The following is a 19,488-nucleotide window of genomic DNA, read 5'->3' as shown; positions in this document are numbered from 1 at the left end:
TGCGGCTTTCTCCCTGCACCGGCGATTTGCGCGGTGCGCCTGAAGGCGTGAACCGCGGTTGACTGAATTACGCCGGATATAACTGCTCCTCTATCGAAACCGTGAGTGATGAAGTCTCTGCGCCGGTGTGGAGGGTGGTATCCGTTTCGATCAGCATGACCGCACATTCTTCCTCGGCAATCGGCCGGTGTCGCATTTGCTTTGGAATCACGCAGAATTCTCCTGCGTTCAGGACAATGGTGCGGCTTTCGAGCTCGATGCGAAGCGTGCCAGAGACCACCGTAAACATTTCGTCTTCATGTTCATGGGCATGCCAGACGAACGCGCCTTTCAATTTCGCAATCTTGATGAATTGGTTGTTGACGCGGCCGATGACCTTGGGCTTCCAGTATCCGGTCAGCGTATCCAGTTCATGTTGCAGGTTGATGCTGTCCACCGTGTTGATCATGCGCGTACTTCCTTCTGCAACTCAGTCTGAGGCTTGCAATCTAGAGCGGCGCGTGGCTTTTGCGTAGCGACGAATTACAATACCGGTATTAACACTGCTAATGGCCTGGCATGAACAAGAACCACACCCTTGATCTGGCGCTGCTCAGGGCCTTTGTCGAAGTGGCGGATACCGGAAGCATGAGTGTTGCATCGGTAGGGCTGCACCTGACACAAGGGGCTGTCAGCCAGCGAATCAAGCGGCTGGAGGCATTCCTCGGCTGCCCATTGCTGATGCGTGACACTCAAGGCAGTAGCCTGACCTGGCAGGGGAGGTCGTTGTTGCCCGACGCTCGTCGCCTGCTGCGGATGCATGATGCATTTTGCGCCAGTGTCGGGGCCAGGGAATCAGACGCCCCGGTGCGTCTCGGGCTCCCGTTCGATATGGCCGGCGCGCCGCTTGCTCCCGTGCTGAAGGCGTTCGGTGATGCCTTCCCCAAGGCCGAGGTAAAGATCTTCAGTGCTTCGTCCGTGGACCTCGACCAGGTGTTCGCCACGGGCGAACTCGATCTGGTGCTCAGCCAAGGCCCGGTTGATGTCGAGTTGGGCGAACGCCTGGCTGTTGATCAGCTGGTGTGGCTGGGCAACGAGACTGCATCGGCACGGCGCCCATTGGCTCTGTGCTTCCTGACGGCGAATTGCGCCTTTCGCGACACCGTTTTCCGGTGTCTTGGCGAAGCAGGTATCGTGGCAAAGGTGGTATTTGAAAATGCGTCGGTCGATACCACGTTGACCATGGTTCGCAACGGGCTGGCGGTTACGCCATGGCTGCAAAGTCTCGTTCCTGAAGATATCAGCCTGGCTGCACCTGAATGTGGGTTACCGACACTGCCCGCGTTCGCCGTGCGGTTGCAGACGGTCGAGGATGCCAGTCGTTCCGTTTCTGGCCTCGCGGACATTATCCGGGAACATTTCAAGCGCTGAGACGGCTGCGTTTCTCATCACTGCGAAGCCGGTCCAAATGAGCAGTGCCAGATTGTTTGTTGACGTTGCTCCACGCCTGTGCACCCGACTGACGCAGGCCTACGGCTCTTGCGCAAGACCGTGCAGGTGCTCGCGCAGAAAGTCGATGAAGGCCATCGCCCGTGCCGAATGTCGCCGCTCGCGGCTGAACACCGCGCTGACGGGCAGTGCCGTGGCTTTGTAATCGTCAAGCACGCTTAGCACGCTGCCGCGTTCAACGTCTGCTTTGAAAAGCCATTGTGGGGAGAGGGAGATGCCCAAACCGCACAGCACCATTTCCCGAATGGCCTCGCTGCTGTTGCTGGTGACGTTGCCTGTGATGGCGATATCGAACGCGTCCGACCCCCGTGTGAAGCGCCAGCGATCGTATTGCTCCAGCAACGTGAAGCCGATGCAGTTGTGGTTTGCCAGTTCGCCAGGCTCCAGTGGCAGGCCGTGGCGTTCCAGATAGGCAGGCGAGGCGTATACCTGCCGCAGGGTGTTGCCGAGCGGTACCGCCACCAGGCCCTCGTTTTTCACTACGCCTATCCGGATCGCCACATCTATGTCCTCCATGAGCAGGTCTTCGTTGTGATCGTTCAGCCGGAGGTCAAGCCGCACATCGGGATAGCGCTGCAGAAAAGTCCCGATCAGAGGCGCTATGCACAAGCGTCCGTAGCTGACCGGTGCGGCGACGCGCAGGGGCCCCGCTATCTGCTCCTGGCCACTGGCAAAGCTGCGTGTGGCACTTTCGAGTTGACCGAGAATTTCCTGGCAGTGGCGGTAGAAACGTTGCCCTTGGTCGGTCAGCGCCAGGTGGCGGGTGCTGCGGGCGAATACTGGCCCGCCCAGGTATTGCTCCAGCGCACGGACCTGCTTGCTGATTGCCGGCTGCCCCATGTTCAGCTCCCGGGCCACTGCCGAGAAAGACCCACGCTCCACGACGCGTACGAAGATGCGCATGCTGTCGAACAGATCCATTGCCACCTGGCCTCTACTGGGAATGAGTAATATGCAAATTCAGCTTCTTATCGGAATGGGTGAGGGGGCGCAACCTGTATGCATCCACTGAACAGAGGTATCCGTCATGAGTCAGACCATGCTTGCCGCCATCGCCGAGTCCGCCCAAGCCCCACTGGTCGTTCGCCGCATTCCTCGCCCGGTTCCCGCTAGAGGCCAGGTCCTTGTCAGCGTTCACGCCGCTGGAGTAAACCCGCTCGATACCAAGATTGCCTCTGGTGCAGGGGCGCACGCCCGTCAGGCGCTGCCAGCGGTGCTTGGTCTGGATCTGGCCGGTACGGTCGTCGAACTGGGCGAGGCGGTAGAGGGCTTCACGCTCGGCCAGGAGGTTTTCGGCATGGCCGGCGGAATCGGCGGGGCCCAGGGCACCATGGCCGAATACATTGCCGTGGATGCCCGGCTTATCGCAGCAAAACCGCACACTCTGGGCATGCATGAGGCAGCAGCCTTGCCTTTGGTGTTCATCACCGCCTGGGAAGGTCTGGTTGATCGAGCCAATGTCCGGGCTGGCCACACCGTGCTTGTTCACGGTGGTGCAGGTGGGGTAGGCCAGATGGCCATCCAGCTGGCGAAAGCTCGCGGGGCCAAAGTCTGTGCCACCGGTTCGGCCAGCAGCCTCGATTTCATACGTTCACTGGGTGCTACGGCGATCGACTACCAGGCGCAGAGCGTAGAGTCCTACGTCGAGCAACATACCGCAGGGGCAGGTTTCGACATTGTTTATGACACTGTGGGCGGTAGCACGCTGGATGCGTCATTCAAGGCGGTGAAGCCCTATACCGGTCACGTGGTGAGCTGCCTTGGTTGGGGCGAGCACAGTCTTGCGCCGCTCTCGTTCAGAAGCGCCACTTATTCGGGGGTGTTCACCCTGGCCCCGTTGCTCACGGGCCAGGGCCGCGAACACCATGGCGCAATCCTGCGCGAGGCGGCCGAGCTGGCAGATGCGGGGCAACTGACGATCCGGGTGGATCGGCAACGGTTCGCACTGGACGAGGTAAACGACGCCTTCCGCCAGGTCGCAGAAGGCCGCGCCAAGGGCAAGACAATCATCCAGTTGTTGAGCGAATAGAACCGAGAACGTTGAACGCCAAGGCATCCGCCGATGGGGCCGCTTTACCGAGCGGCCCCCTGACTTTGTCGTGCTGGAGAGCAGGTTTCGGGGGACGCGATTCTATGGCACACGCTGAGTGGGTCAATTGCAATCGCTGGCATGCCTTGGCAATGCACTCGATATCAGTGCTGCCAGCAGAACAAATACTGTGGAGATCCACAGGCAGGCCTCCAACCCGTAAGCCTGGAATACCCAGCCGGAAAGCAGCGTACCGACCAGCCGCCCTAGCGCGTTGGACATGTAGTAGAAGCCCACATCCAGCGATACCCCGTCTTCCTTGGCATAGCTGACGATCAGGTAGCTATGCAGTGACGAATTAACGGCGAACAGCACGCCGAACAGCATCAGCCCGCCAAGCACCATCACCTGGGCCGACCAGCCCGCCGACAGGCCCACGGCGATGAGCGCCGGCAGCCCGGCAAGGGCGATCGCCCAGATGAAAGCCGCGCGACCGTCGGGCACCTGGCCGCGTTTCTTGCCAGTGATGTGGGGGGCAAGCGACTGGACGATGCCGTAGCCGATTATCCATGCAGCCAGGAAGCCGCCGACCAGCCAGAAGTCCCAGCCAAAAGCCGTGGTCAGGTACACCGGCAATGCCACGACGAACCAGACGTCACGGGCGCCAAAGAGAAACAGCCGTGCGGCCGAAAGAATGTTGATGGCCCGGCTCTTGGACAGCATGTCGCGGAACTTCGGCTTGGCCTTGGCCTTGCCGAGGTCCTTCTTCAGCAGGATCAGGCTGCCGACCCAGATCAATGCCAGTACCGTCGCCATGGCCAGCACCGCCAAGGTAAACCCGAGCAGTGCGAGCAGTGCTCCGCCGAGGAAGAAGCCCACTCCCTTGAGTGCATTTTTCGAGCCCGTGAGGATGGCTACCCACTTGTAGAGGGTGCCTTGCTGGCTATCCGGCACCAGGAGCTTGATGGAGCTCTTGGCACTCATCTTGTTCAGGTCCTTTGCGATGCCGGACAGCGCCTGTGCCGCCATCACCCAGGGCACTGTCAGCCAGGCTGCTGGTACCGTGAGCATCAGCAAGGCCAGCACCTGCATGCCCAGGCCGATGTTCATGGTGCGGTTGAGCCCCAGGCGGGCGCCGAGGTAGCCGCCCACCAGGTTGGTGATCACGCCGAACACTTCATAGAACAGGAACAGCGCCGCGATCTGCAGCGGCGTGTAGCCCAGCGTATGGAAATGCAGTACCACCAACATGCGCAACGCACCGTCGGTGAGGGTGAAGGCCCAGTAGTTGCCGGTAACCAGCAGGTACTGACGCACGTGTGCAGGCAGGGCTGACAACGCCTTCATGATTGCCGGTTACTCCGCCGTGCCGACCATTCGGGCCAGTTCCGCTGCGCGGTTGGCGTAGCCCCACTCGTTGTCGTACCAGGCGTAGATCTTCACCTGGGTACCATTGACCACCAGGGTCGATAGCGCATCGATGATGGAGGACCGCGGGTCGGTGCGGTAGTCGATGGACACCAGCGGTCGCTGTTCGTAGCCCAGAATACCCTTCAACGGGCCTTCGGCAGCCGCCTTCAACAACGCATTTACCTCTTCGGCCGTGGTCTCGCGTGCCACTTCGAACACGCAGTCGGTCAGCGAGGCGTTGGCCAGCGGTACACGTACGGCGTGCCCATTCAGTTTGCCGCGCAGTTCAGGAAAGATCTCGGCGATTGCGGTAGCCGAGCCCGTGGTGGTCGGGATCAGGCTCATGCCCGAGGCGCGGGCGCGACGCAGGTCCTTGTGCGGTGTATCGAGGATGCTCTGGGTATTGGTCAGGTCGTGGATGGTGGTGATCGAGCCGTGGCGGATGCCCAGGTTCTCGTGAATCACCTTGATCACCGGGGCCAGGCAGTTGGTGGTGCAGGAAGCGGCGGTGACGATACGGTGCTGCGTCGGGTCGAACAGGTGCTGGTTGACGCCCATCACCACGTTCAGCGCGCCTTTCTCCTTCACTGGCGCGCAGACCACCACGCGTTTGACGCCCTGGTCCAGGTAGGCCTGGAGCACGGCCACCGACTTCATCTTGCCGCTGGCTTCGATGACCAGGTCACAGCCCGACCAGTCGGTGTCGGCGATCGTCTTGTTCGCAGTGACCTTGATGCGCTTGCCCTCGATCACCACCGAGTCGCCATCTGCCCCGGCTTCACGATCCCAGCGGCCGTGGACCGAATCGAAATTGATCAGGTGGGCGTGGGTTTCGGCGTCGCCAGCCGGGTCATTGATCTGGACGAATTCGAATTCCGGCCAGCCCCAGGACGCGCGTAGCGCCAGGCGACCGATACGGCCAAACCCATTGATGCCTACTTTGATTGCCATGGTCTTGTTCTCGAGTTGTGACTTCAGATGGATCGTTGATTGACACGCCTGGATAATTCCTCGGCCGACTCCTTGCGCTCGGAGTAGCGGTCGACGAGGAAGTCGGCGCGGTCGCGTAACAGCAGGGTGAACTTCACCAGCTCCTCCATGACATCGACGACACGGTCGTAGTACGGGGACGGTTTCATGCGGCCCGTTTCGTCGAACTCCAGGTAGGCCTTGGGCACGGACGACTGGTTAGGGATGGTGAACATGCGCATCCAGCGGCCAAGCACGCGCAACTGGTTGACCACGTTGAACGACTGCGAACCGCCACATACCTGCATGACCGCAAGGGTCTTGCCCTGGGTCGGCCGTACGGCGCCCATGCTCAGGGGGATCCAGTCGATCTGCGACTTGAACACGCCGGTCATTGCACCGTGGCGTTCCGGCGAGCACCAGACCATGCCTTCGGACCACAACACCAGATCGCGCAGTTCCTTGACCATGGGGTGGTCATCGGGCACGTCATCCGCCAGTGGCAGCCCGGTCGGATTGAAGATGCGCGTCTCGGCACCGAAGTGCTCCAGCAGGCGCGCCGCTTCTTCCGTCAGCAGGCGGCTGAACGAGCGTTCGCGGGTCGATCCGTACAGCAGCAGGATGCGAGGCTTGTGGGTGGACTGCTGCGCGATCGCCAGTTTCTCGGCTGTCGGCACATCGACCAAGTCGTTGTCGATGTTGGGAATGTGGTGTTCGGTCATGGTTTCACTCCTGAGACAAGGCGCCAGATGGCTGATCGAACCAGCGACGCTTGAGCCACCAGGCCACGCCAACCAGCGAGATCAGTACCGGCACTTCCACCAAGGGCCCGATGACGGTGGCAAACGCGACCGGCGAGGCGAGGCCGAAGGTGGCGATGGCCACAGCAATGGCCAGTTCGAAATTGTTGCTTGCCGCGGTGAAGGCCAGCGCAGTGGTGCGGGGGTAGTCGGCCTCCAGCAGCTTGCCCATCCAGAAGCTGAAGAAGAACATCACCACGAAATAGATGGTCAGCGGGATGGCGATGCGCAGCACGTCCAGCGGCAGTTGCAGCACCATGTCGCCTTTCAGGCTGAACATGGCAACGATGGTCAGCAGCAACGCCACGAGCGTCAGCGGGCTGATTTTCGGAATGAAGTGCTCCTGGTACCACGTGGCACCTTTCCGGCTGATCAGGGTCTTGCGGGTCAGGAAACCGGCCAGGAACGGGATGCCCAGGTAGATCAACACCGATTGGGCTATATCGAGGAAGCTGGTCTCGATGACGCTACCTTCCAGGCCGAACAGTGGCGGTAGCAGGCCCAGGAAGATCCAGGCGTACACGCTGAAGAACAGGATCTGGAAAATGCTGTTGAAGGCGACCAGTCCGGCCACGTACTGGTTATTGCCGCCGGCGATCTGGTTCCATACCAGCACCATGGCGATGCAACGCGCCAGGCCGATGAGTATCAGGCCGGTCATGTACTCGGGCTTGTCGGAAAGGAACACTACTGCCAGCCCGAACATCAGCACCGGGCCGATCACCCAGTTCTGGATCAGCGACAGGGCGAGGATGCGCTTGTCCTTGAAGACCTGTGGCAACTCCTCGTATTTCACCTTCGCCAATGGCGGGTACATCATGACGATCAGGCCGATTGCGATGGGGATGTTCGTCGAGCCCACCGACAGCCCGTTCAGCCACGCTGGCAACCCCTGGAACAGGCTGCCGAGAGCGATCCCCAGGCCCATGGCCAGGAAGATCCAGACCGTCAGGTAGCGGTCGAGGAAGGAAAGCCGGCTTTTGCTCATGGTGTATCTCCCTGAACGTCAGTGCGTTCCGATGATCGCCAGCTCGGCCTTGAGCCCGGCGGCATCCAGTTGTTCGAAAGGCAATGCGAGAAATGCCTTTTTTCTCGGCAGTGGTCAGCAGCAGGCAGCGACGCGCTGAGGGCGGTCACCCATGGTGTCCAGTCGTTTGGCGCTGGTGCTCAACCATTCGCGATTGGCTTCCAGTGTGGTTACCAGAACATCGCGTACCCAGGCGGGAAGCTCTGGATGCAGGCGGTAGTAAACCCATTGGCCCTGCCTGCGGTCTTCAAGCAGGCCGCAGGTGCGCAATTGTGCGAGGTGGCGGGAAACCTTGGGTTGGCTTTCTTCCAGGGCACAGATCAGTTCACAGACGCACAGCTCTTCCTCGCGAGCGATCAGCAGCATCATCCGAATGCGGTTCTCGTCGGCGAGGCATTTGAAGACCTGGGTCGGGGTCAGCGAGTCAGTCATGGGCGTTCTCGGGGCGGGCAGCTGGTGCCTATGGCGGGGTATTCAATGTATATGTTTTTTCGAATATACGGATTTTCGAATGTATTGCAAGGCCGCCGGATCTGTTCTGCGCACCATGTGAAAGCAACGGCCTTGCTCAATTCCCAAAGCTGGCGCGATCCCTGTGGGAGCGGCCTTGTGTCGCGAAAGGGCCGCAAAGCGGCCCCAGGTTTGATGTGCAACAGTTGAAATTGCTGGGGCTGCTATGCAGCCCTTTCGCGACACAAGGCCGCTCCCACAAGGTCCTTGTCAACTTGATGAGGCACAGTGGCGTTCTGTCGATCCAGGCTGTGCAAATACGTTTAACATGCTCCAGGCCCGCCCTCATCGTTGAAAGAGAGTTGTATGGAGTTACGTCAGCTTCGCTATTTCCTGAGTGTTCTGGAGTACGGCAGCCTTGGCAGGGCTGCGGTCGAGCTAGGGGTTGGCGCCTCGGCTTTGAGCCAGCAGTTGTCGAAGCTGGAGAGCGAGGTGAGTACCCGGCTTTTGACGCGTTCGAGCACCGGCGTAGCGCCGACCGCGGCCGGGCTGGCCTTCGAATACCATGCGCGTCTTGCGCTTCGTCAGGCGGAACATGCTGTGCTGGCAGCTCAAAGTGGCCGCATGAGCGGCTATGCCAGTGTGGGGCTGGCACCGACCACTGCATCGATCCTTGGCTTGGCGTTGATCGACAGGATGCGCGAACGCTATCCCGACATCCGGCTGCACCTGGTGGAGATGCTGTCTGGTTATCTGATGAACCAACTCAATGCCAGGCACCTTGACCTGGCGGTGCTGTTCCAGGCAGAGACGGGGCCGCGCCTGGAGGTGCGGGGGCTGCTGACGGAGCGGCTGTTCGTGCTGGTTCCCGCACCGCTGGTCAAGGACGGCTGGGGCGAGTCGCTCACGTTGCAACAGATCGCGACGTTGCCGTTGGTGATGCCCAGCAACCAGCATGGATTGCGCACGACGTTGCGCTCGATTTTCGAGCGGGCAGGGCTGGAGGCCAGCATCGTCATGGAAGTCGATGGCCTGTCGCTGTTGATGGATTGCGTGTGTGCGGGCCATGCCGCCACCATCCAACCTGGTGCGACAGTGGCCCGGGCGCATCAGGCGGGCCTGCGCGTGTTTGCTGTCGACGAAGCCCTGGCGCAGCGTCGCAATGTGATTGTCAGCCTGACTGATGACGAGCTCTCACCGGCGGCGCTGGCTACGCGGATCGTACTGCAGGACGTTGCCCGGGAGCTGGTGGAGCAGGGCCGATGGCCAGGCGCACGGCTGCTTTGACCCAGGCGCCGGGTGCGCTTGTTCCGACCCTTTAGAAAAACTGAATGCCTCCCCCCGACCATCGCGTTTCGCGGTCTGCGGGCGCTCATTAAAGTCCCCGGTCACGAGGAGCAGCCGAACATTCGGCTCTTCGTGATCTGGAGGCGAAATGATCGATGTGCTAGTCATCGGAGGGGGCAATGCCGCCCTCTGTGCCGCGCTGATGGCGCGAGAGGCCGGAGCCAGCGTGCTGCTGCTCGAGGCCGCACCCCGCGCCTGGCGTGGTGGCAACTCACAACACACGCGTAACTTGAGGTGCATGCATGATGGCCCGCAGGATGTGTTGGTCGAGGCATACCCGGAAGAAGAATTCTGGCAGGACCTGCTGAAGGTTACCGGTGGCCAGACCGACGAAAAGCTTGCGCGGCTGGTGATTCGCGCGTCCTCCAGTTGTCGCGGGTGGATGCGCCGCCATGGCGTGCATTTTCAGCCCTCATTGTCCGGTGCGCTGCACACAGCAAGGACCAACGCCTTCTTCATGGGCGGTGGCAAGGCACTGGTCAATGCCTACTTTCGCAGCGCCGAAAACCTTGGCGTACAGATACGCTACGACACGCCAGTAGCCGACATCGAACTGCAGGGCGGACGCTTCGTCGCGGCCCATGTGCCGGCGCGTGAGGTTCAGGGGCGACACCTGCCTGCCGAGCGCATCGAGGCGCGTACCTGTGTGCTTGCCGCCGGCGGCTTCGAGTCCAACCGTGAGTGGTTGCGCGAGGCGTGGGGGCAGAACGAGCGAGGGGAGTGGCCTTCGGACAATTTCCTGATCCGTGGCACGCGCTTCAATGACGGGGTGCTGTTGCGCCGCATGATCGAACAGGGCGCCGACACGATTGGCGACCCGACCCAGGCGCACATGGTGGCGATCGATGCTCGTGCGCCGTTGTACGACGGCGGCATTTGCACGCGCATCGATTGTGTGTCGCTGGGCGTGGTGGTCAACCGCGATGGCCAGCGCTTCTACGATGAAGGCGAGGATTTCTGGCCCAAGCGCTATGCCATCTGGGGGCGCCTGGTGGCGCATCAGCCTGGGCAGGTGGGGTTCTCTATCATCGACCAGAAAGCCCTCGGGCGCTTCATGCCACCGGTTTTTCCAGGCGCCACTGCCGATAGCCTGGAGGCGTTGGGCGGCCTGCTCGGTTTGCCTGTGCAGGCCTTCCTGGAAACCGTGCATGCCTACAACCGAGCCTGCCAGGTGGGCACTTTCGACCACACCCGGCTGGACGACTGCCACACCGCAGGCCTGGAACCGGCGAAGAGCCACTGGGCGCGCCCGATCGATACGCCGCCTTACTACGGCTACCCGCTGCGCCCTGGCGTGACTTTCACCTACCTGGGGCTGCGCACCGATGAAACCGCCGCCGTCCATTTCGACGGGCGTCCCAGCCCGAACCTGTTCGTTGCCGGCGAAATGATGGCGGGCAATGTACTGGGCAAGGGCTACACCGCAGGCGTCGGCATGTCCATTGGCACCGCCTTCGGCCGTATTGCCGGGACCAGCGCTGCTGCGGCGGCGGGTTACGAACATCCAGAAAAAGAGAAGAGCCATGACTGCGCAACTGCCTGAGCCACGCCAGCCTGACACCGCCGGGCCGGCCCTCGAACTGATCCCGGTGTTGAACGTCGAGGAGCAGGAAGTGGACCGGCAAATGCGGATCTGCAATGCCTGCCGTTACTGCGAGGGCTTTTGCGCCGTTTTCCCGGCGATGACCCGCAGGCTGGAGTTCGGCAAGGCCGATATCCATTACCTGGCCAACCTGTGCCACAACTGCGGCGCCTGCCTGCATGCCTGCCAGTACGCGCAGCCCCACGAATTCGCGGTGAACGTGCCCCAGGCGATGGCCAAGGTGCGCGGGCAGACCTACGCCGAGTACGCCTGGCCGGCCCTCTTCGGGCGGCTGTACAGGCACAACGGCACCTATGTCGCCAGTGCATTGGCCGTAGCCTTGTCGCTGTTCCTGCTGCTGACCTTGTTCGTCAACGGCACGCTGCTGCCCGGGCGGTTGGCTGGGAATTTCTATGCGGTCTTCCCGCACAACACCCTGGCACTGATGTTCGGTAGCGTCTTTGCCGCTGCAGCGCTGGCCCTGGCGGTGGCGGTACGTCGCTTCTGGCGCTCGGTCTCGCCTGCCGAGGCGCTGGCGCAACCGGCCAAAGGGGCGGTGTTCGAGGCATCAAGCGCGGTGTTGACCCTGAAATACCTCGACGGTGGGCACGGCCAAGGTTGCAACAATGCCGATGATCGCTACACGCTCTGGCGCCGTCGCTTCCATCACTTCACCTTCTACGGCTTCATGCTGTGCTTTGCCGCCACGGTGGTCGCCACCGGTTATCACTACCTGCTGGGCCAGCAGGCGCCGTACCCGCTGCTGAGTGCACCGGTGTTGCTCGGAACCCTGGGCGGAATTGGCTTGATTGTCGGGCCGGCCGGGTTGCTGGCGCTGAACCTGCGCAGGGCGCCGGAGCAGGGCGATGTGGCCCAGCGCCCCATGGACCGGGCCTTCATTCTGCTTCTGCTGTTGGTCAGCGCCACAGGCCTCGCCTTGCTGGGCCTGCGTGATACCGCCGCGATGGCGATCGTGCTGGCGCTTCACCTGGGGACGGTGATGGCGCTGTTCATCACGCTGCCCTATGGCAAGTTTGCCCATGGCCTGTTCCGCAGCGCGGCACTGCTCAAGTTTGCACTCGAGAAGCGCCGGCCCAACAAGCTGGGCCTGGGCGGGGAGTGAACCATGAACTCAGCCCGTATTTCCCCTGCGCCGTGCCGAGCCGGAAGCAAGGCATTTCGTTCAACGGTTGGGCCACTTGTCCAGCAGGATCGACACGAACTTCTCCGCTGCCGGCGACAGCGACGCCCCTCTGCGGTAGACCAACCCCAGGGTGCGGGTTACCTGGGGCTCGATCAGCGGCACGCTGACCAGCGTCGGGTGGTCGGCGCTGGGCATGGCCAGGCTGGGCATGGCCGACACGCCCAGCCCGGCCTCGACCATGCCCAGCGAAGTGGACAGGTGCTGAACCTCATAGAACCACTTGGGCCGCAGGTTGAGCCCGGACAGGGCATGGTCCAGCAGCATCCGGTTACCGCTAAGCCGGCCTACGCCGATCAGGCGGTAGTCGGCCAGTTCTGTCCAGGTGACGGCCTCACGGTTCGCCAGCTTGTGGTCCCTGCGGCAGGCCAGCACGAAGTGCTCCTGTACCAAGGAGACGAACTCGATGTCCGGGTGCTGGCCACTCATCATGTTGATGCCGAAATCGGCTTCACCCCGCAGCACGGCTTCGAGCCCGTCGTTGGCACTGAGGTCCAGCAGACGAATGCGAATCTTGGGGTATTGCTCGTTGTAGTCGCGGATCACCGATGGCAGGAAATAGAACGCTGCGGTCGGAATACAGGCGAGGGTTACCTGGCCGGTCTGTCGTTCTGCGAGTTCGCGAATGCTCAGGATCGAGTCTTCGAAGTCATCCAGCAGGCGCCTGGCCTTGGGCAGGAAGTCACGCCCGACGCTGGTCAGGCTGACCCGACGAGTAGTGCGTTCCAGCAACGAAGTGCCCAAGCCTTCCTCGAGCTTCTTGATCCGTCGGCTCAAGGCGGGCTGGGACAGGTGCAGCGCTTCTGCGGCTTCGTGGAAGCTGCCGAGTTCGGCGATTTTCACGAAAGATCGTATGTCTTGCAGCTCATATTCCATCTCGGATCGCTCTTGGCATTGGGTTCGGTATTGATGCTTAAATCGGAACAATAACTACGATATTTGCATTGGATTGATTTATCCATCCCTGTCAATCTTTTGTCCACAGCATCAATGATGTCCATTGATCAACAAGAGTGCGAAATCATGCAACGAATTCCTTGCGTACTCATGCGCGGTGGCACCTCCAAGGGCCCCTTTTTCCATGCATGGGACCTTCCTGCCAATGTGGTCGAACGCGACGAATTGCTGATCAACCTGATGGGTTCCGGGCATGAACTGGAAATCGACGGCATCGGTGGCGGTAGCCCGCAGACCAGCAAGGTAGCGATTGTCAGCCCCTCGCTGCATGCCGACGCCGACGTCGACTACCTGTTCGTGCAGGTCATGGTCGCCCAGCGCCGGGTCGATACCGCGCCCAACTGCGGCAACATGCTGTGCGCCGTTGGCCCGTTCGCCATTGAGCAAGGTCTTGTCAAAGGCCAGGACGGCAAGACGCTGGTGCGTATTCGCAACCTCAACACCGGCACTTTCGTCAATTCGCTGGTGGAAACCCCCGGCGGCATCGTGCGCTATGAAGGCCGCACGGCGATCGATGGCGTACCGGGCACTGCCGCCCCGGTACACCTGACCTTCCTCGATGCGGTCGGCAGCAAGACCGGCAAACTGTTCCCGACTGGCAAGGCCAAGGATGTGATTGACGGCGTTGCAGTCACCTGCATCGACATGGCCATGCCGATGATGGTGGTGGAAGCCAGCCAGCTGGGCGTCACCGGCTCGGAATCCCCGGCCGAACTCGACGCCAACGGCGAACTGCTCGAGCGCCTCGAGGCGTTGCGCCTGAAGGCCGGCAAGGCCATGGGCCTGGGTGATGTCAGCGGCATGGTCATCCCCAAGCCTGTGCTGGTGTCCAAGCCCCGTTATGACGGCACGTTGCAGGTTCGCTACTTCATGCCGCACAACTGCCACCGCGCCTTGGCCATCACCGGAGCGATAGGGCTGGCGACTGCCTGCGTCAGCCCAGGTACGGTGATCGGCGATCTGCTGGGCGAGGGCGCCGTGCAGTTGACCGAAGTGCGTCTGGAACATCCAAGTGGCGGTATCGATGTCGCGCTGTCGCGCAGTGGCGCAGATGGCAAGACGATTCAGGCCTCTGTGGTGCGAACTGCCCGGCGGTTGTTCTCAGGCTTCGTTTACGCGCCTACATTCCGCAGGTTGGCGGGGTAGGCCCAGGCGGTAGTCCAGACCTGTACATTCGCAACAAGCGCATCCGCACAATTTCAACAATGGGTGATGCCTCATGAGACTCGCCAAATCGCTGTACTTCCAGATCCTCTGCGCCGTCCTGCTGGGCGTGGTGGTCGGTCACTTCTGGGCGCAACAGGCCGTTGCGCTCAAGCCCCTGGGTGATGCGTTCATCAAGCTGATCAAGATGATGATCGCGCCGGTGGTTTTCTGCACTATCGTCACCGGTATCGCCGGGATGACCGACAAGCGCTCCCTCGGGCGTTTGATGAGCAAGACCTTGCTGCTGTTCCTGGTATTGACTGTCATCAGCCTGATGATCGGCCTGGCAGCGGTATACCTGTTCCGCCCAGGTGTCGGCATGAACATCGACCCTGCCACTCTCAGCACTGCGGGGCTCGGCCAGTACGCCGCATCTGCGGCGAAGCTCAGCGTGGTCGACTTCTTCATGCATATCATTCCCGACACGTTCATCGGGGCGTTCAACAAGGGTGAAGTGTTGCCAGTGCTGTTCATCGCGGTGCTCAGCGGCTTCGCCTTGTCTTCGATGGGCGAGAAGGGCAAGCCGGTACTCGATGTGCTGGAGTCTGCCTCGACCATGGTGTTTCGCATCTTTGGCTACCTGATGCGTTTCGCACCGGTCGGCGCCTTCGGTGCCCTGGCCTTCACCGTCGGGCAGTATGGCGTGACGTCCCTGGGTGCACTGGCCAAGCTGGTAGGTACGCTCTACATCGCCTGTGCGTTTTTCGTGCTGGTGGTGCTTGGCGGCATCTGCCGTGCCCATGGCTTCAGCTTGTGGAAGCTGCTGCGCTATTTCCGCGAGGAGTTTCTGGTGGTGCTCGGCACCTCGTCCACCGAGCCTGTACTGCCGCGCATGCTGGAAAAGCTGGAGAAACTGGGCTGCAAGAAAGGTGTGGTCGGGCTGGTACTGCCAACCGGTTACTCCTTCAACCTCGACGGTACTGCCATCTACCTGTCGTTGGCGGCGGTCTTCATCGCTCAAGCTTGCAACATCGACCTGAGCCTTGGCCAGACGGTGACGATGCTGGCAATCATGCTGTTGTCGTCAAAAGGCGCGGCGGGTGTGACCGGTAGTGGTTTCGTTGCGCTGGCTTCGACCTTGACCGTCATTCACGACATCCCGTTGGCAGGGCTTGCCTTGCTGATCGGCATCGATCGCTTCATGTCCGAGGCGCGTGCCCTGACCAGCCTGGCCAGCAATGCCGTGGCCACGGTGGTCATCTCGCTGTCGGAGAATGCCTGTGAGCGGGAAACCTTGCTGCGCCGCCTGAACGGCATTCCGGCTGCACCGGACGAGGCGGATATTGCGCAGGCCGACTGGTCTGCCGAGCCTCGGCATCACGGCTGAAAAGCCTCTTCACCTTCCATAGTTGACTTAGAATCCCACTCAGCATCCCTGCGATGCCGAGTGGGGTAGGGGGCCGTCTGCCTTGCCGATGGCCGCAATAGAATAAAAACAAGAGAAAAGACCATGCTCGCACTCCTGGGCCTGATCATGGTGGTGACCTTCACCTACCTGATCATGAGCAAACGCCTGTCGCCAATCGTTGCGCTCACCGTGGTACCCATTGTCTTTGCAGTGATCGGCGGCTTCGCCCCCGAGCTGGGCAAGATGATGCTCGATGGCTTGAAAATGGTGGCGCCCTCGGCGGCCCTGTTGTTGTTCGCCATCCTGTTCTTCGGCCTGATGATCGATGCCGGCCTGTTCGACCCGCTGATCCGCAAGATCCTCAAGCGCGTCAATGGCGACCCGGTCAAGATCGCCATCGGTACCGCGCTGCTGTCGCTGCTGGTGGCGCTCGACGGTGACGGCACCACCACCTACATGATCACCTGCGCGGCCATGCTGCCGCTGTACAAGCGCATCGGCATGAACCCAATGATCCTGGCCACGGTATCCATGCTGTCGCTGAGCATCATGAGTGGCATGAGCCCTTGGGGTGGGCCGGCCACCCGGGCCATTGCCGCGCTCGGGCTGGATGCGACCGAGTATTTCATCCCGATGCTGCCGACCGTGATCGGCGGTGCGGCCTGGGTAGTGTTCACCGCGTTCCTGCTGGGCCGCGCCGAGCGCCGACGCATCGGTAACATCGCCCTGGAGTCGGGTGGCGGCAACTGCTACATCAAGGAAATCCTCGGCGAGAGCCCACATAAGCGCCCACGCCTGGCGTATGTGAACCTGGTGCTGGTGATTGCCGTCATGGCAGCGCTGGTGATGGGCGTGATGCATTCCGCACTGTTGTTCATGATCGGTTTCGTCGCGGCGCTGATGATCAACTACCCGCAGCTGGATCTGCAGAAAGAGCGCATCCTCGCCCATTCTGGCAATGCCATGACAGTGGTACTGCTGGTATTCGCCGCAGGCATCTTCGCGGGGATCTTCTCGGGTACCAAGATGGTCGATGCGCTGGCTCAGACCCTGGTCGACTGGATTCCCGAGGCGTGGAGCCACTGGTTCCCGCTGGTGGTGGCGCTGACCAGCATGCCGCTGACCTTCGTACTGTCCAACGACGCTTACTACTTTGGCGTGGTGCCGATCCTTGCCAACGCTGCGGCCGCCTACGGCATCGACCCGGTTGAAATCGCCCGCGCCTCGGTGCTGGGGCAGCCAGTGCACCTGATGAGCCCGCTGGTGGCCTCGACCTTGCTGCTGGTGGGCATGGTCGATCGCGACATCGGCGACTTCCAGAAGGCCACCGTGAAATGGGCGGTGCTGACATCACTGGTCATCACCGCACTGGCCTTGGTCACGGGTGCCTTGTCCTTCTTCGTCTGATCTGCTTCGGGCGCCGCTGGCGCCCACCTCATCCAAGAACAACAACAGAGTATCGAAAATGTCCCGAATTGTTTTCCGCCGGGCCACCTGTGGCCTGCTTTGCGGCTGGCTGCCTGTGGCCGGCGCTGCCGGATTCATCGACGACGGCAAGCTCAAGCTGCAGCTGCGCAACGTTTACTTCAACGAAAACTTCCGCGACGAACAAGGCATGAGCGCCCGCGCTGCTGCAACTGCAAAGAGCGAGCGGGTGGAATGGGCGCAGGGTTTTCTGCTCGACTACCAATCAGGGTTCACCCAAGGCCCGCTGGGCCTGGGGCTCGATGCCTTGGGGCTTGTAGGCGTACGGCTCGATTCGGGCCGCGGCCGCAGCGGTACCGGCTTGCTGCCGGTGCATGACGATGGCCGTGCCGCGGACGAGTTCGCCAGTGCCGGGGTAACCGCCAAAGCTCGACTGGGGCAGACCATCGTCAAGCATGGCACCTTGCTGCCCAAGACACCGGTGTTGGTGTACAACGATGCACGATTGTTGCCTCAGACCTACCAGGGTACGCAGCTGACCAGTACCGATGTCGATGGCCTGACCCTGACCGCCGGCCACCTGGACCGCTTCAAGCAGCGGGACTCCTCGGACAGCACCGGTCTGTTCCTGGATGGTTATGGTGGCGGCGAGTCTGGCGATTTCAACTTTGCCGGGGCCGACTATGCCGTCAGCAAGCAGCTGCGCCTGAGCTATTTCCACGGCCAGCTCGAACACTTCTATCGCCAGGACTATGCCGGCCTGGTACACGACCTGCCGTTGGGTGGAGGGGTGTTCACCACCGACTTGCGCTATTTCAAGAGCCGCGACAGCGGAGCCGCTCATGGCGGCCAGATCGACAATGACATGTTCAGCGGGCAGTTGTCCTATACCCACTCCGGGCACACTGTCGGTGCCGGTTACCAGGTGCTCGACGGCGAGGCAGGGCTGCCGTACATCAGCGGCGCGACGGTTTACTCGTTCAGTAACGTTGGCATAGGCAAGTTCATCGAGGAGGAAGAGAAAACCTGGATGGCGAGCTACGCCTACAACTTTGCAGCGGCCGGTGTGCCCGGGCTGACCTTCATGGCGCGTTACCTGAGCGGGGACAACGGTCGTTCCGGTGAAGCCGGGCTCAGCGAGTGGGAGCGTGATGTGGAGCTTGCCTACGTGGTGCAATCCGGGCCTGTGAAAGGTCTGGGTGTGAAGCTTCGCAACTACGTCTACCGCTCTGACTTTTCCCGAGGGCGCGACAGCAACCGGATCTACCTGACCTACGATATTGCGATCTGGTAATGCGGCCGTGCGAGCATGCATGCCTCGAGGTGCTTGCTCGCACGCGTTTCATGCTTTGGACGGCTGTGGCGCTTTCTTGCCAAGTCGGATCAGCTCATTGGAGAAGCACAGGCCGAAGAGAATCAGCCCGGCCCCCAGGTACAACGTGTCCCGCGGTACTTCATTGAGCACCACGAACGCCAGCAGTGCGGCAAACAGCGGCTCGGTCAGCTCCAGCGCCTGGACTTGCGAGGGTTTCAGGTACTCGATGGCCTTGGTGGTACAGAAGAAGCCGAGGATAGTCGGCAACGCAGCCAGCGCCAGCAATGCCAGGACCGCTCCCGGCGACAGTTCACCAATGATGAACCCATCGGTTGCAGCCGGCATCAGCAGGTAGAGGCTGCCGAAAAACAAGAGTTGCCGAGTGAAATGCAGCCCCCCGGAAACGCCCATGCGCTTCATGGCAACTGAAAATGCACCGTAGCCGCAGCCCCCAGTCGCAGCAAGCATTGCGCCTTGCAGCGTGAAGCCTTGGTCCAGGTCGGCTCCAAAAATCACGGCAATACCAGCTATGGTCAAACCGGCGCCTACTGTCGCATTGGCGGTGATTGGATCCTTGAGGACTATCCGTCCCAGTAATATCGAAGAAATGGAGGCGCTTGCCATCAGGATCACCACGACGCCTGCCGCGGCGTAATGGCTATAGGCCGAAGTCTCAAAGTGGAACAGCACAAAAATGCCGAGAAAGGCGCAAACGGCGGCATGGAACCATTTGGCCGTATGCAGTGGCCGCTTGAGGAACAGTAGCAGTGCTGACAGCAACAGGCAGCCGAGGACTGTTTTTATCAGGGCGATGCTGCTGGAGCTGAATCCGCTGTTCATCAATACCTTGCTGAGTACACCGATCGTTGCATTCAGTGCAGCGGCGCAGAGTGCAAAGAGCAAGCCTTTGCTGAAATGAGATTGCATTTATACA

18 protein-coding genes are annotated in these 19,488 nt (G+C 61.3%); 9 read left to right on the top strand and 9 right to left on the bottom strand.

From position 1 onward, the window contains the following. Positions 1-67: 67 nt before the first annotated feature. Complete coding sequence (locus tag MJ643_RS01595) at positions 68-448, bottom strand: cupin domain-containing protein (RefSeq protein ID WP_013972219.1); 381 nt, start codon at positions 446-448, stop codon at positions 68-70. 110 nt (positions 449-558) lie between these two features. Between MJ643_RS01595 and MJ643_RS01590 the strand changes: the two genes are divergently transcribed. After that, positions 559-1,410, top strand: coding sequence for a LysR family transcriptional regulator (locus MJ643_RS01590; protein ID WP_013972220.1), 852 nt, complete (start codon positions 559-561; stop codon positions 1,408-1,410). A gap of 99 nt (positions 1,411-1,509) precedes the next feature. Here MJ643_RS01590 and MJ643_RS01585 read toward each other — a convergent pair whose 3' ends face one another. Continuing rightward, positions 1,510-2,409, bottom strand: coding sequence for a LysR family transcriptional regulator (locus tag MJ643_RS01585; RefSeq protein ID WP_024086846.1), 900 nt, complete (start codon positions 2,407-2,409; stop codon positions 1,510-1,512). 106 nt (positions 2,410-2,515) lie between these two features. Here MJ643_RS01585 and MJ643_RS01580 point away from each other — a divergent pair, with 106 nt between their 5' ends. Beyond that, entirely contained in the window at positions 2,516-3,517 is a 1,002-nt protein-coding gene (locus MJ643_RS01580; RefSeq protein ID WP_024086847.1) for a zinc-dependent alcohol dehydrogenase family protein, read from the top strand. A 123-nt stretch (positions 3,518-3,640) separates the two neighbouring features. Here MJ643_RS01580 and arsJ read toward each other — a convergent pair whose 3' ends face one another. The 5 genes from arsJ to MJ643_RS01555 form a co-directional block, all read right to left on the bottom strand. Beyond that, a complete protein-coding gene (gene arsJ, locus MJ643_RS01575) occupies positions 3,641-4,864 on the bottom strand; it encodes an organoarsenical effux MFS transporter ArsJ (RefSeq protein ID WP_013972223.1) in 1,224 nt (407 codons plus the stop codon). Positions 4,865-4,873: 9 nt separating this feature from the next. Beyond that, on the bottom strand, positions 4,874-5,878 hold the full coding sequence (locus MJ643_RS01570) for an ArsJ-associated glyceraldehyde-3-phosphate dehydrogenase (RefSeq protein WP_013972224.1): 1,005 nt from the start codon (positions 5,876-5,878) through the stop codon (positions 4,874-4,876). Between the two features lie 23 nt (positions 5,879-5,901). Beyond that, positions 5,902-6,618 carry an arsenical resistance protein ArsH gene (gene arsH, locus MJ643_RS01565; protein ID WP_208209232.1) on the bottom strand — a complete coding sequence of 239 codons (717 nt, stop codon included), beginning with the start codon at positions 6,616-6,618 and terminating at the stop codon, positions 5,902-5,904. A 4-nt stretch (positions 6,619-6,622) separates the two neighbouring features. After that, complete coding sequence (gene arsB / locus MJ643_RS01560) at positions 6,623-7,684, bottom strand: ACR3 family arsenite efflux transporter (RefSeq protein ID WP_013972226.1); 1,062 nt, start codon at positions 7,682-7,684, stop codon at positions 6,623-6,625. A gap of 114 nt (positions 7,685-7,798) precedes the next feature. Next, positions 7,799-8,155 carry a metalloregulator ArsR/SmtB family transcription factor gene (locus MJ643_RS01555; protein WP_013972227.1) on the bottom strand — a complete coding sequence of 119 codons (357 nt, stop codon included), beginning with the start codon at positions 8,153-8,155 and terminating at the stop codon, positions 7,799-7,801. 384 nt (positions 8,156-8,539) lie between these two features. On the opposite strand from MJ643_RS01555, the gene MJ643_RS01550 reads away from it, so the two are divergent. The 3 genes from MJ643_RS01550 (at position 8,540) to tcuB (ending at position 12,225) form a co-directional block, all read left to right on the top strand. After that, entirely contained in the window at positions 8,540-9,460 is a 921-nt protein-coding gene (locus MJ643_RS01550; RefSeq protein WP_013972228.1) for a LysR family transcriptional regulator, read from the top strand. A 148-nt stretch (positions 9,461-9,608) separates the two neighbouring features. Further along, on the top strand, positions 9,609-11,063 hold the full coding sequence (tcuA, locus tag MJ643_RS01545) for an FAD-dependent tricarballylate dehydrogenase TcuA (RefSeq protein WP_024086848.1): 1,455 nt from the start codon (positions 9,609-9,611) through the stop codon (positions 11,061-11,063). Then, positions 11,044-12,225 carry a tricarballylate utilization 4Fe-4S protein TcuB gene (tcuB, locus tag MJ643_RS01540; protein WP_024086849.1) on the top strand — a complete coding sequence of 394 codons (1,182 nt, stop codon included), beginning with the start codon at positions 11,044-11,046 and terminating at the stop codon, positions 12,223-12,225. Before tcuA ends, tcuB begins: the two co-directional genes overlap by 20 nt. A 60-nt stretch (positions 12,226-12,285) precedes the next feature. On the opposite strand, the gene MJ643_RS01535 is transcribed toward tcuB, so the two are convergent. Next, positions 12,286-13,179, bottom strand: coding sequence for a LysR family transcriptional regulator (locus MJ643_RS01535; protein ID WP_013972231.1), 894 nt, complete (start codon positions 13,177-13,179; stop codon positions 12,286-12,288). A gap of 147 nt (positions 13,180-13,326) precedes the next feature. On the opposite strand from MJ643_RS01535, the gene MJ643_RS01530 reads away from it, so the two are divergent. The 4 genes from MJ643_RS01530 (at position 13,327) to MJ643_RS01515 (ending at position 18,533) form a co-directional block, all read left to right on the top strand. Next, a complete protein-coding gene (locus MJ643_RS01530) occupies positions 13,327-14,406 on the top strand; it encodes a 4-oxalomesaconate tautomerase (protein WP_015270082.1) in 1,080 nt (359 codons plus the stop codon). Positions 14,407-14,479: 73 nt separating this feature from the next. After that, positions 14,480-15,793 (top strand): C4-dicarboxylate transporter DctA, encoded by a 1,314-nt coding sequence (dctA, locus tag MJ643_RS01525; protein ID WP_003256769.1) that lies wholly within the window; start codon positions 14,480-14,482, stop codon positions 15,791-15,793. A 123-nt stretch (positions 15,794-15,916) separates the two neighbouring features. Further along, positions 15,917-17,221 (top strand): citrate:proton symporter, encoded by a 1,305-nt coding sequence (locus MJ643_RS01520; protein WP_013972233.1) that lies wholly within the window; start codon positions 15,917-15,919, stop codon positions 17,219-17,221. Between the two features lie 58 nt (positions 17,222-17,279). After that, positions 17,280-18,533: an OprD family porin gene (locus MJ643_RS01515; protein ID WP_038409385.1), complete on the top strand. Its 1,254-nt coding sequence runs from the start codon at positions 17,280-17,282 to the stop codon at positions 18,531-18,533. A gap of 48 nt (positions 18,534-18,581) precedes the next feature. On the opposite strand, the gene MJ643_RS01510 is transcribed toward MJ643_RS01515, so the two are convergent. Further along, positions 18,582-19,481, bottom strand: coding sequence for an EamA family transporter (locus tag MJ643_RS01510; RefSeq protein ID WP_023660554.1), 900 nt, complete (start codon positions 19,479-19,481; stop codon positions 18,582-18,584). Positions 19,482-19,488: the final 7 nt, after the last annotated feature.

This window comes from Pseudomonas sp. PNPG3 (genome assembly GCF_023093815.1).
Classification (GTDB): Bacteria; Pseudomonadota; Gammaproteobacteria; order Pseudomonadales; family Pseudomonadaceae; genus Aquipseudomonas; species Aquipseudomonas asiatica.
This window is presented reverse-complemented; position numbering and strand designations above follow the sequence as displayed.